The sequence below is a fragment of the Planctopirus sp. SH287 genome, from assembly GCF_056500625.1.
In genome coordinates this window covers 1427834-1440427 of the sequence record NZ_CM151403.1, presented here as the reverse complement: position 1 = coordinate 1440427, position 12594 = coordinate 1427834, and the positions used below count along the sequence as shown (strand labels likewise).

At 56.0% G+C, this 12594-nt stretch carries 16 protein-coding genes; 1 reads left to right on the top strand and 15 read right to left on the bottom strand.

Annotated elements, in window-relative coordinates:
* Positions 1-72: 72 nt before the first annotated feature.
* The 15 genes from SH287x_RS05415 to SH287x_RS05345 all read right to left on the bottom strand — a co-directional run bounded on the left by SH287x_RS05415 (position 73) and on the right by SH287x_RS05345 (position 11908).
* Positions 73-330 carry a hypothetical protein gene (locus SH287x_RS05415; protein ID WP_479517466.1) on the bottom strand — a complete coding sequence of 86 codons (258 nt, stop codon included), beginning with the start codon at positions 328-330 and terminating at the stop codon, positions 73-75.
* 113 nt (positions 331-443) lie between these two features.
* On the bottom strand, positions 444-1070 hold the full coding sequence (locus SH287x_RS05410; RefSeq protein WP_479517465.1) for a hypothetical protein: 627 nt from the start codon (positions 1068-1070) through the stop codon (positions 444-446).
* 137 nt (positions 1071-1207) lie between these two features.
* Positions 1208-1621 (bottom strand): hypothetical protein, encoded by a 414-nt coding sequence (locus SH287x_RS05405; RefSeq protein ID WP_479517464.1) that lies wholly within the window; start codon positions 1619-1621, stop codon positions 1208-1210.
* A gap of 108 nt (positions 1622-1729) precedes the next feature.
* Positions 1730-3289, bottom strand: coding sequence for a phage major capsid protein (locus SH287x_RS05400; protein WP_479517462.1), 1560 nt, complete (start codon positions 3287-3289; stop codon positions 1730-1732).
* Between the two features lie 127 nt (positions 3290-3416).
* Entirely contained in the window at positions 3417-4478 is a 1062-nt protein-coding gene (locus tag SH287x_RS05395) for a hypothetical protein (RefSeq protein ID WP_479517461.1), read from the bottom strand.
* 60 nt (positions 4479-4538) lie between these two features.
* Positions 4539-4853: a hypothetical protein gene (locus tag SH287x_RS05390; RefSeq protein WP_479517460.1), complete on the bottom strand. Its 315-nt coding sequence runs from the start codon at positions 4851-4853 to the stop codon at positions 4539-4541.
* Between the two features lie 59 nt (positions 4854-4912).
* A complete protein-coding gene (locus tag SH287x_RS05385; protein ID WP_479517458.1) occupies positions 4913-5140 on the bottom strand; it encodes a hypothetical protein in 228 nt (75 codons plus the stop codon).
* Positions 5113-6708, bottom strand: coding sequence for a phage minor head protein (locus SH287x_RS05380; protein WP_479517457.1), 1596 nt, complete (start codon positions 6706-6708; stop codon positions 5113-5115). The genes SH287x_RS05385 and SH287x_RS05380 overlap by 28 nt, the downstream gene beginning before the upstream one ends.
* 9 nt (positions 6709-6717) lie before the next feature.
* Complete coding sequence (locus SH287x_RS05375; protein ID WP_479517455.1) at positions 6718-8148, bottom strand: phage portal protein; 1431 nt, start codon at positions 8146-8148, stop codon at positions 6718-6720.
* Positions 8148-8357: a hypothetical protein gene (locus SH287x_RS05370; protein ID WP_479517454.1), complete on the bottom strand. Its 210-nt coding sequence runs from the start codon at positions 8355-8357 to the stop codon at positions 8148-8150. Before SH287x_RS05370 ends, SH287x_RS05375 begins: the two co-directional genes overlap by 1 nt.
* A gap of 72 nt (positions 8358-8429) precedes the next feature.
* Positions 8430-8954 (bottom strand): hypothetical protein, encoded by a 525-nt coding sequence (locus SH287x_RS05365; RefSeq protein ID WP_479517452.1) that lies wholly within the window; start codon positions 8952-8954, stop codon positions 8430-8432.
* A gap of 3 nt (positions 8955-8957) precedes the next feature.
* Entirely contained in the window at positions 8958-9254 is a 297-nt protein-coding gene (locus SH287x_RS05360; protein ID WP_479517450.1) for a hypothetical protein, read from the bottom strand.
* A 139-nt stretch (positions 9255-9393) separates the two neighbouring features.
* The gene (locus SH287x_RS05355) at positions 9394-11145 is read right to left on the bottom strand and encodes a hypothetical protein (RefSeq protein WP_479517448.1); all 1752 of its coding nucleotides are present in this window, start codon (positions 11143-11145) and stop codon (positions 9394-9396) included.
* Between the two features lie 14 nt (positions 11146-11159).
* Positions 11160-11525 (bottom strand): hypothetical protein, encoded by a 366-nt coding sequence (locus SH287x_RS05350; RefSeq protein WP_479517447.1) that lies wholly within the window; start codon positions 11523-11525, stop codon positions 11160-11162.
* A gap of 62 nt (positions 11526-11587) precedes the next feature.
* Entirely contained in the window at positions 11588-11908 is a 321-nt protein-coding gene (locus SH287x_RS05345; protein ID WP_479517446.1) for an Acb2/Tad1 domain-containing protein, read from the bottom strand.
* Between the two features lie 129 nt (positions 11909-12037).
* On the opposite strand from SH287x_RS05345, the gene SH287x_RS05340 reads away from it, so the two are divergent.
* A complete protein-coding gene (locus SH287x_RS05340) occupies positions 12038-12373 on the top strand; it encodes a hypothetical protein (RefSeq protein ID WP_479517444.1) in 336 nt (111 codons plus the stop codon).
* Positions 12374-12594: the final 221 nt, after the last annotated feature.

The window sequence follows — 12594 nt, the reverse complement described above, 5'->3', positions numbered from 1 at the left end:
TGCCGACCGACATAAGACCCACAGAGCAGGCTCGTTATTCCAAAAATCCCTATCTGGCTGTAATAAGCCTGATCATCCCTGCCTCAATCGCTCCAGATAGGCCGTCTTGTGATCTCCCATGCCGCTCTCATCAACCACCAATTTGACGAGGTATTTCCGTCCTGCGAGGGCAGGTGGAGCCGTCAGAATCAATTGGTCTCGCTGATCGTTGAGATTGTCAGGTCTGACGTCGGCATCGGGTGGAATGAATGCAGTGGCGTCGTACTCAAGGCCTGCTCCTGAGCCGTCGCGCCTGACCGTCCCAGATCCCTCCTGGACGAGCAGTGGCATGTTGGCTCTCACGATCGAGAGGGATGGGATGGGCACACCCTCAGAGTTGATCACTGTGTTCCGCCGAACGTTCGCCAGGTGCTTCATCAATGATCGACTGGACATATCAGGCCTCACACTTCTCGGTACCGCCCCAGGACTGACCGGCATGTGAGCATTTCGAGACTGCTTGTCTCGGTCAGGATCTCGTAGGAGTACTTGCCGAGTGTCTCTGTCTTGAGCACCCCGCCTTTATCCAATCCCTTGATTGTCGCAGCGGCGAGTTGGCAGACGGCCAGCGTCAGATCGGCGGGAGCCGTCTCGTAACCAGCGGTGTAAGTGACCTTGATCGATCCCGGTTCGTCACACCAAGTTCCAGACAACTTGCGGAGGATTGATCCGTTTTCCTCTGTTTCATCGAGTCTCTGTGGTGCATAGAAGACTCCGAGAACCAGCGGTTCATTGGTGAATGCTTCAGGGCCATGGCCATAGGCTCCCGCAGGATCGAACCACACATCCTCGACTGCTGTGAGTGGCCGACGCCGCAGAGCGATCCGTTTGCTGCCGTTCCCGGTGTAATACTCGGTTGACTCGACCGATTCGAGCGGGTGATATCCCGGCACCCGCTCGCGCCCGATGTAGCTGGCGACCAACTCATCCATCTCGACCAGCAATGCTTCAAACAAAGCATCCCGAGTGGTATCGCCCTCAGGAATTCCCAGGTGCTGCTTGAGTTGCTCCACAGTGCAGAGAAACGCCATTTTTGCACCTCAGACAGAAATTTAGTGAAAAATAATTAGCTTACGGATGGCGTCGTTTCGCCTAAAACAGGAGGCGGCAACCAGTCACCCAGTTGCCGCCTCAACCGTCCTCACCGCACCGCAAACAGCGAGGATCCTTAGAACCGCTCTTTCTGTCCTCGCACCGAGGCTGCCACTGGGGCTGTCGGAGACGAACCGCTGACAAATGCTGGCGTGGCCACCGCTCGCACATACCGCTTCGTTCGGAGTCCCCGGACAAACCCGAACTCTCCTGCGGCATCCAGAACAACGGCATCGGTCTGAGTCACGATGTCCTGCGAGCCAGAACCACCGCTGGTGTCAGCCTCCTGCAACTTGCAGGTGACGGTAAACGAGGTCGGTGATCCGGTAGCCGTCCCGACCAGGAAATCGCCATACACCGGGCCGACCAGATCCTTGCAGTCGATCCAGCTGCCATTCGCTGCCGTCGTGCCCGACAGAGCCACACCTGGCAGGATCGATGTCCCGCCGCCCAGGTTGGCTGAAGGGTCAATTGCTGCTCCGTTGCTCATCACTACCTCACTTCACTCGCCGGGAGAACTGATCGAAATTTGGACTCAACATGGCAGCCGGTCGATTTCTCAACCGGCTGCCGATTCACCAAGGGTCATGCTGTCCGATTAACCGACAGCGGAGAGTGACAGGTTGTCGCAGATGACGAAGGAGTCTTCGTAACGAACACCGATGTCGACGTGCTGGATGGCCCTGAACCAAGTTTGGTCTGTCTGGAATGGAGTATCGCCGCTGTTGGTCGAAGCGAATTCCAGAACACCTGCTCGTGCGATAATCATATTCTCAAATAGACCACCAATCACGTAGCTAAGATTGGAGCTGCTGCCTTTCGCGCGAGTCTTGCTGATCTGTGTCGTCTTGTAGACCTGATCGCCAGACAGCATCGGACGAACCGCGTTATTGATGTCTGAACGGTTCACGCTGAAGAGGAACGGCCCCTTCTGGTCACCAGCAGTCACAGCATCGGCTCGACAGTCGATGATGTTGTTCCACATTATTGGACGCATGCCCCAAGACCAGGTGCTCCCTTCGGTGTCATGATCGGCTTCTTCCACCAGAGCCTTCATCCGATTGACGTCCTTTGGCCCGAAGGTGTCGCCATCCGTGCCGACTGTTGCAGCCGTATGGGGCAGGATGTTGAAATTAATCAGACCCTTTGGACGATTGGACGAGCCGGGGCTTTCCAGTCCCGACTTATCGACCTCCAGAGCCATGGTCTTGGCCATATCCATCCGGAAGAAGGCTTCGGTCTCCGCGCTCGTGAACCGCAACAGATCGTTCGGACACTTCACCAGAGTGGCCAACTTCTTGGCAATCAGATCCATCGCACCTGTCTTCGGTCGGCTGGCCGTGATCTTTGGTGAGTCCCGGTCATCAGGCACCTCGCCAATCCAGTAGGCTGTGGTGGCACCGGTCTGCCGATCAAATTTGAGGCGCCCGTTGGCTGGCAACACCAATTGGCGAGCACCAGCACGAGTGAGGAATTCCCGAGCACGCACCAGTTCGATCAGATCTCCCTTTTGTGTGGGGCCAAGGAAGACCCCCAGCCCGGTATCATCGAACTGGCTGAGTGCTTGCGTGTAAGTCAGACCCTGCTGCATCCCCTGATTGATCACCATCGCCCGGTAGCGATCAGGATCGAATCCCACCATTGATTGCAGCATCGACTGCTGAATGAAGCTTGCGTCCTCGGCTTCAATGTCCTCCAGCATGTTCACGCCGAAGGGCACCAGGTACGAATTTTCGCTTTCCAGGGACATGCCGCCCCGCTGGACATAGTGCTTCTTGAGCCGCTGATGGACGTCCATTTCCACCTTGCAGCGGTCGGCGGCGTAGGCCCCGGTGCGCAGGCCCATGATGTTCTGGAACCGGTACGGCCGGCTGCTGAGTGGATCCTCACCAGTGCGAACGCCAGGGGCACCGTGGAGCCAGCCAGACTGATGCACAGGCTTGGATAGTTCCTCCAGCCGATCACTGAGTTTCTTGTTCTCGGCCCGTAGTTCAGTGACCGACTGTGTCACAGTGCCCTGCACCTGGGTGATGATGGGGCCTGTGATTGACTGCAACTGTTCTGCGGTCAGTGCCAGGGCACCACTCTTGTTGCCAGTTTCTCCGGGAGCGACATCGAAGAGACTCGCCACCATTGACCAGATAGTTCGCCGCTGCATTGTCGCCACTCCTTGCCGACTGTATCAAAGAAGCAGCCCACCCCTCACCATGAGGAGCGGGCCGGTGATCCCTGCCCGATGCGGCTATCGAACCGCAGGGGCAGAACTTGGCAAGAAGTGGGAGGCTCTAATCGAGCTTGCCAGTGAGTGTTTTAAGTCGCTCCCCAAGCTGCTGCTGTTGCTCTCGAATCGGGGCAAAGGCGTCCTGGATTGTCTTCACCAGGCTGCTTGCAACGCCTTCCATCGCCTGCTTGAAATCGACGGCTGCCAGTTCGGCTTGCTGAGAACTGGCCAGTGCTTGAGTGACATGCTCGCGGATCTGATCGGCGGTCAGGCCAGCTGGCTGTTGTGGCTGCTCAGGAGGAGCAGGGGGAACGGCCGGCGGTGGAGCGGCAGGAGTCTCCACAGCAGTCTGCACAACTGGAGTCGGAGGAGTTGGCGGAACGAAGCCAACTCCGTGAGCCTTCTTCTCCTCGGCAAGTGGTTCCCATGACTGCCGCAGGAACAGTGGCAGTTTGACATCATGGATCTTGCCGCGTTCGATGGCCTGCCTCAGCGAACCGCGATCTGCACCAATCGGGGTAATGCTCCACTCCAACATTTCTGATTCAACGAAGTCCATCCCTCTCCACTGACGCCACACTTCAACACCAGCTGCGAGCTTTTCGTTGCTCTGTTCCAGTGACATCGCCTTAGTCGCGTTATAAGCAATCGAAGCCATCCTTAAGATGCCTTCGTTTACTGCCGCAAAGATAGGCTCTGCGTGTGGCAGCCTTGAGAAAAAGCAGGTGGCAACAATTCTGGTAGCCGACATTTTCAGGCTTAGCTCACCTGTTGGCGTTTTACTCAGCCCGACAGGCAGTGTCAGTCCGCTGAATCCATGATCGTAGAGAACGACAGGGTTTTTAGCATAGAAATCTGTCATGACCCCCTTGCCATTAACTGAGGGGAGAATCTGCACTTGATTGCCGTTCCGATTTGGCTGCTTAGTACGCGTAACGATGATGAAGTCAGCCGTCATCGCCCCTGCATCTGCGGACTGGAAGACAGCATCATCCAGTCGCTGAGTCACATACCCACTAGACAACACAGACTCAGGAGATCTTTCAGCAAGTGCCTGGAGTATCTCATCCCTACCAATGAATGAGGCTTCACTGCCAGTTTCCGGTTCGATCACAGCGCCAGTCATTTCATCGCCTCACTTCACTTAACATTGTTAAAAACCTAAACGCACGACTGAGCAGCAGGGTTACTTCTTGGCAGCTGTCTTCGGCTCTTTGGGCGTCGGAGCTGGTGCTTGCTCAGGAGATGGGGCAGGCGGTTCGACTGGAGCTGGTGAGGGAACTGGTGGCGTCGGAGCTGGGGGAGCTTCTTCACTCTTTGGCACAGTGTGACTCAAAATCGTGACAGCGTCTGGAAGGACACCATACGACTGAGCCAGGCTGACTTTCAGTTGAGCATCCACGATCTCAGCAGGGCACTCGACATACTCCATGCGGCGTGTATCGCTGATCACCCGCTCTTTGTTGATGCGGATCTTGAAATTGGCGTTGCAAAAGGGCATGAAAAAACCTCCGTGGAGTGAACCGTACGGAGGTGAGTTTGTGAAAGGAGAGCAGAGCGTCAAGACGCTGTGGCAAGATCCTTCCGGATGATCTTATGAGTCCCATCTCCAAGGAGATGCAGTTCGTTAAATGCCCAACCCGCAAAAGTCTGCCCTGGTTTCATGATAAACCCTTCAGTGACCATCATCCCTTCGGGGCGGGCTGATGATGTACTCGGATCAATGAGGATGTAGTCATCACCGACATCAATCGTCACTTCTAGGGTGTCTGTGGTGGATTCAGCCATTTCTGGTACTTCTCTTTCAGCAGTTTTGTAGTCTCAGGGAAAAGTTCCCTGACTTTTTTGGGGCGATCCCATGCACGACCGACCCCCGGAAATTCCAGTTCAAAGAAGTTGGCCACCATCTCTTTATATCCGTATTGCCCAAACAAAGTATAAATCTTTCTCCTCACTTTTGTGGTGAGTGTCTTATTTTTGATCGCGGCTTGCAGGTCTGCATCGAAGGCATCATGAAGGTCTTTGGCATCTGACCACTTCACTACCTTATCGATGGCATGACCGATTTCGTGGTTTGCTGTGCCACGCCAATGCGGGTGATCAAGTTTCACCCGTCCTGCCAAGAGGATTGGCTCTTCAGCGACGTAAGCCTCTTTGTTGTAATACATTCCGTAGGCATCAATCGGGTCGCTAGGGAACTCATCTATGAGGTTTCCCACAGCCTTCACTTTGACTCCGTTGTCGGTCAGGAACCGAGTCACTTGAGCGGGGAGGCTGTTCACATGCTTCTGGAGGTCTTTCACGAATTGTGCCGATGCCTTGCTAATGGCACCGTTTTCGATGGTTGTCTGGGGTGATGGCTGCCCTTTATTGCCACTTGAAGGAGAGGTGGTGACAGGCTCATCGTCGAAGGCACTGACCGCAGCACACCGGCAATTGCAGATATTTCCCGCTGACGCCCCGTGGCTTGAATCCCCCGGATAAGCCAGCTGCTGCCCAGAGACAGGGAACAGTTCGTTGTTTCCCACCGTCTTGCCGTCTGCGGCTCGATGATTGAACGAGTCGCCAGGCTTGCTACCACGCGTCTTGATATCGAGCGTTGACACCCACTCCTTTTTCTCGATGCCGATGTCGTCCCGCTCCAGTTGCTGGCCATGATTCATGGCACTGGTGGTTTCAGTGCGGGCAATGCGGGCGGCTTGATATTTCTCAGCGTTCTTCAGGACTTCGCCGACTCGCTTTTGCAACTGACGTGGGTTGTCCCCGTCCTTCAATGCCCGTTGCAAAGCTCGCCTTAATCGGTCATGCACAGTCGATCCAACCTGTGCCCACACGCCCACCTCACGTGACTTGAGGAATTCGCGGATGTGCTGCTGCATGGCAGGGGAGAGGTCGACATGGAACGAGGGTGGTAGATCAGCCTCGTTGAGCTGGTAGATCATCCCCAGCAGTGCTTCGTGAAACCGCTGGCGTTTGGTATCACCGATCCATGTGGCCTCGAAGCGGGCACCCTGCATGGTGATCTGTGCCCATTGCGGCACCATCACGCGATTGAAGGCTTCGCTGAATTCCGCTGGCGAATACAGTTCATCGACAATGGCCACACGGCCAGTCTTCTTGAGCCGGCTCATCACCTTGCTGGTGATTGTCCGGAAGAACCGAGTCAGCTGCCGCTGCGTGTCGGTCTCCAGTTGTGCGTGCAGACCTCGCCACGTGCTGATCAGATTGCGACGTCGGGAAGAGCGGTTCTTTTGCCGAACGATGATCTCAGGGCCATGCTGAGGAACTGTGCCATAGGCATGACCGACAGTTCCCCAGGGCAATATGATCTTCTTCGATGGAACGAGCAGGGGCATGTTTCCCCCTTACTCTTCATCGTCTGGAGATTCATCGTCATCCGCAGGCTTCTTAGGCGGATCCTCATCATCCTTCTGCTCGTCATCATCCGTGGGCAGTTCAGGAGGTTCTGGCGGCTCGAACGCCTGCTCAATGGGCCGCACGCCCATCGGCACGTACGATGTGTTGAACTCCGGCTTATTGACCGGTTCCAGGCCAAATTCGGTGCGGATCTCGTTGAGCAGGATCGCCCCGGACTTGTTGAGCAGTTCGATCTCCTTGATCCGTTGCTCAGCATTCATCGGTCGACAATCGTCGTACCAGCAGCGGATACGGGGATCGAAGCGGCTGGCAAGATGCTCGGTGAAGACGCCCGCCATCCGGCGAAACAGCGGATTCATCGTGATGTCAGCGAACACCCAGGAAGCCGCATCAGCGGTGGCATGGTTATATTCCTCACTGATTCCAGCAGTGATTTTGGGAACGCCGTGCAATGCCAGATTGTTATCTCGTGACTGTGCTGAGGACTCAGGGAATCCCATTTCAATTGGCTTGTTCGACCATTTCTCGACCTTCAAGCCTTTCGGCACCCACAACGGCTCAGCCCATCTACGCACACCCCTGGAACGAGCAATGAACTTCTCTCGAATGCGATCAATCTGGTCATCTGATGGGGACTGATATTGATCCCCATCAAACTGAACAATCACATCGGGATTAATGCCTGCCTTGAACAGATTTGACCGGCAGGACTCGATGTTTTCCGTGCTCTCAATCCAGTTGGCACCGGCTTGGGTGGCAGACCACCCTTCGAGCTTGGAAAGCGGTGATTCAGCACGGTAGCAGACCATGTCCTGCGGCCCGATCAGCTCCGGACGAGCTTTGCCAGGCACCCACACTTCCCAGTGATTCAGCACTCCAGTTGTGTGGTTGTAGTTTGGCTCCACCCATTGTGTGGGGATCACGTGCATCTCAACAGGCAGACCAAAGCCGTTGGGAACAATCCACCAATAGAATTTGCCGGTCAGCAGGTAAAACAGAACCGTTTCGTAGATGAACTGGCCGTAAGTGTCGAAGCCGTTCACGTTCTCCAACAATGTCACCAGAGGGTGAGTGTCTGGCAGCGGCTGGAGGTCATCATGCTGCGATTGCAGGTAGGTCGCGCCATAGCTCTGCTTGACCCACTGCAGCTGCTTCTGTGTCAGATTGCGGTCGCTTCCCTTAGCAGACCGAGTTCTTAGCCCGAAGTGTGGGAATGGCTCACTGGCTTTGTCCGCAATGCGTTTGATCGCGACATAGTTCCAGTAAGTGAAGTGTTTGACTTGTTCGCGTGCGAGTGCGTTCTGATTGGTGCTGTGATTAAACGTCTGGGCCGACCATGTGTAGGGGTTGCCGGTCGATTTTGGCTGCTCTGAGCGAACAGCCTGAAACGTATCGAGAAAGCGGGGTGCGAGGCTCATTACTGACCGCCTCCCTGCTTGGTGAGGGACTTGAGGTCAGCGGCGTTCAGTGCTCCACGCATCTGGTAGTCAGACTGCACGGATTGGAGTGCGTCACGATAGACCGCGATGATCTCGTGGAGATGATCGACCTTCGCCTCCAGCAGCTCGATCTGCTGTGCCTGACTGGCGATATGCGATGCAATCTCTGCTGGTACCTGGTAGTCCATGCCGCCTCCCTGACCTGTGGTTGATGGTTGGGTCAGGGTAGGGCGGTTGGTCGAGTTGCCAAGCAGATCGGGTTAGAGCAGCTTCCAGCCTCGTTCGTCGCAGATTTGATGTGCTGTGCGTTTGACCGCAGCGAGCACTTCCGGCCTGTATCGTCGATCAAGGAGCAGGATGACCCGCTTCAACCGCGCGCCAATGTCGGTTTTCACCACAAAATCACTGGCAACCATCAACTTGACCACACCTCGCACTGGCCCGCCTGAGAGGGTCAGTTCCTGTGTCGGCTGGCCGCTCATTAGTCGGCAGGCCCGGTTCATGCACCGCCATCGGTCAGGCGATTCTTGCTTCATCAACCGGCCGCAGGTTTTGCAGGCTTTCGGGCCAGATCGGTGAGGCTGGCTGAGGCTGGTCAGGTAAAAACCATCCTCCCCACCGGCCAGCATCGCCCCAGTCAACTGAATCCTGAGGAAGTCACTGGCCAGGCGGTAAGGGATCGGCTCGCCAAAGGTCAGGACAACCGCACAGTCCCGCATGTTGGCGGGGAGGAGTTGGTTATCGGCGAGCAGTTCGGCGGTTGTGGGGGCGATTTGCAGGGGCATGGGTTACTCCACACGCAAGTGCAGGATCTTGTGTTCGAGCATTTCACACTGCCCCTTCATATCTTCCACGGTCGTGATAAGCGCATTCACATCTTCTCGGTGAGCTTGCAGGTTGCTGAGGACTCGTTCCGCCTGGCCACGGGTTTCATTCACCTTGATGATGGCGTCTTGTTTCTCCTCATAGCGATTTGGCAAGTCATCATCCGGCTCGGGAAAAGCTGTCGCACAGGCGACACCCAAACCGAATCCCAGAACGAGTGATATGAACCCGATAAGCATCATGCCGATTTCTTGCGACATCTTTAGGGTTTCCTTTTACGGCCAATAAACCGCATACAACTCAGGCCTTCGATGATGTCCTGATACCAATATGGATACTGTGCAATGCCCAGATAGAGCACCGAACCCAGAACAACCCCTACTAAGAACCAGCCATCCATCAGAACCACCCCTTATCCAGCCACTGATCCAGGCTCCTGCCCACATGTTGCAGCGCCCTGTGCCAATAGACTGCCGAGTCTCCACGATCTGGCGAGCGTCCGATGATGCCGAGAATCGTTTCGCTGGACTTATCTGAGCCGGGGATGGGCCGCTTGGGGGTGATGCCGAATTGCAGGCCGTCCGCTCCACGATAGACCTTCTTGGGTGCCACCAACTCCTGCCTGAGCAAGTCGCAGTCGGGCATATAGAACGGCACGCCTTCCCACTTGCCGTCCGGCTTCACCCGCTCAGCAAATTCCCCGTAAGCCTCCGCTCGTTTATTGGCGTACTTCTTGGGATCCACTTCGCTCGTACCGTTGCCGCGAAACTCGATCACCCGGCAACCTCGCTCCTGGAGCAGCCCGCCCACACCCCACCCGAGGCCGTCCATGTCGACGCAGATCGGGTGCTCGCCGCTGGTCAGCACGATGCCGTACTCACGATTCACCAGAGCAATCAGAGCCTGCACCATGGCTGGTGCCTTGCTCTCGTGAATGTGATGCTGCCTGCGGATGCCCTTTTCCCCACCGGCTGTCAGGACTGCTGCATCCCCGTTTTCTGAACCTGCCACATCGAAACCGAAGCAGGTGACAGGCAGCACCCGATCAAGCCGCTTACGCAACGAGGCTTCGTTGTGCCTCCTTTCGCTGCGAGTCCATGCGGAATTCCACCTCTTCCAGACGTCTTGGCAGGGCCGCAACCACTTCGAGAACATCAACTGCCGCTCGGGATCCTCATCCATGAACCGGCCATGGGCAAAGCATCTCACCCAGCCAGGATCGGGGTGAGCACACAAACCGAGGTATTCGTCGAAGCAGGTCTGCCCCGGAATGATCGACCTGGCGTTCGCGAAGTCCGCATCATCGATGACGTCACCGCCTGAGTATCTCCGCTCGCCAATCGTGATGCCGCCAGGTGGAGCAACGGGGTGCTTGAGCCGCTTGGCTCGCACATTGAGACAATTGGCACCATCCACGGTGATGAGCTTACGGCGCCCCATGCGGCTGGGGACGACCTGAGAGATGTCTGGATCCTCAGTACCCTGAAACGCCTCACGGAATTTCCCCGATGTGGTTCGTGGATTTGCGACAGCGAGAAACTTGCTGCACTGCGTATCGGCCAGTGCAAAGCGTGCATTGAGCACAGGCGCCGTCGCTTCATCGAAAATGAACAGCACGTGTTGGCCGTGCATCCCAGAAAATCCTTCATCAGTCTCAGGGGTAGCGACCCGAATGAAGTGTCGCTCTCGGTTCGCCAGATCGATGATGCTCGAGGATTGCAGCACACAGCCCTTGGGCGTGAACGACATCCGACGCCACCACTGAGCGATTTCTCCAAAGACGATGTTCACGGCTGATTTGTGTGAATCTCGGGTGAGAACGACCTGTGCATCAGGCCAGATGGCGTAGTAAAGGCAGGCTGTCAGACCGATACAGGCACCCTTGCCGCATCCGGTATTACCCTTGATATAGACCTCACGAATTGACGGATCAAAGACCGCACTAACCGCGTCGAGCTGAAAATTATCGAGTACCAAATACCGTCCATGATGCCGCTGCAAGATCGTCGGATCGGCCACCACATCATCCGCCCAAAAGATCTTCCCCCACAGGATTTCCATCAGCGGGAACGGATCACCAGTCCGTGCGTCATCGATTGCGAGCAGGATCTTCGCGGCAAATCCATGTGTAGTGAGCGACAGGGCGTCCATGCGTGACGCTCCGCTCAGCTCTGTGGATCGGTCATGCCGGACAGCACGTCATGAGCAGCTGCGAGCTTCTCCAGTTCCGCACGTGGCAGACTTTTCAGCTTGTCCAATGCGTCCGTCAGGTCTGGTGTGACGTTCAGATTGACCTCTTGCGGCACTGGGTCGCGTGAGACGTTTTGACCCATCATCTGCACCAGGATGCGGGCAGCTGTGGTGCGGGCGCGTGTGCTGTAGAGGTACTGACCAGCACTGTTTTGGCTAAACACCACCTTACCGAGAGCGTCAGGTAGATCTGACTCCAGACCGGCAGGCATCTGCCACACGCCTGAGCGGAGCAGCCGTTCGATGTTCTTCACGTCACCTGCTGATTCGAGATTCACCATGATGGGGTGAGTATTAAGTTGACCTGTGCTCAGTCAACGACCCTCGTGCCGGTCTGGAGTACTCATTTCCCGTGCGTGCCTTCTATCTGCCGAGCTTCGCGGTCAGCAGTTCGTGCCTGTAGGACTGACATTGCCGCATTGAGGTGCTCAATCGCCTGAGCGTTGTACGTGCTGGCAAACTGAGATCCCTGGTAATAATCCAGACGGTCAATCGCAGCTTGGATCACTGTTTCCACGAAACAGCCGTTTGGCTCCAGGCGGTCAATCCCACGTCCTAGCGGGCCATTCTGCCACGCAATACAGAGTCCTGGTGCGAACGTCTGCCCGCCAGCAGGGTTCCCGCAAGAGTCAGTGAAGTGATTCGACTTGAGCGGCTGTTTCATGATTGTTCCAAGGATTGATCTGAGAGTTCTCCCGGACATCCCGGCGCAACCTCTGCCCTCATGATAGGAGCAGTGGGATTCTGTCAGCAGTTCGCTGGCTGACGATACTGCTCCAAGAGGAGAGTCGTGATGTCTGGTTCGTATCGAGCGATTGAGATGGTTGCTGTGCCTGCTTTGTACGAGGTGCACATGGAAGTCAGGGAGTACGGGAAAAAGAAGTGGTACTCAGGGATGTGTCGCATCGTCGCCAACTCGGTTCACTCAGCGGCAGGCAGAGCACGATACAAGGCACGATCATTCGGATTTCGTCACTCGGGCGGGAAGAAGTTTCTTGAATATAGCGACCTCAAAGGAGTGAGAGTGATCGAAGTTAAGTGGGTGTGCGATATCGACCTCGTTGGCGTAACCGAACGTTCTAAGGTTGGCCGAGGATTCCTTCCATACCTGAAAGACTTAGGCAAATAGCCCAATAGCCGCCAAGTGATTTCCCAGGAAATCAGTCCGCATCGACCGCCAAATCCCGCTCGTCCCCCGCTCCCCCGAATTGTCTGGAGAGCTGGGGTTTGTGTGGCGGTCATTCATCCGCTTGTCACACGCAACCGCCGCACGTCAATCTGCGTAATGCAGGCTGGGTGCGGCGGGTGTGGTGTGCTTGGGAGTGTCGTAGGCTGTTTTCTGTCTCAGAT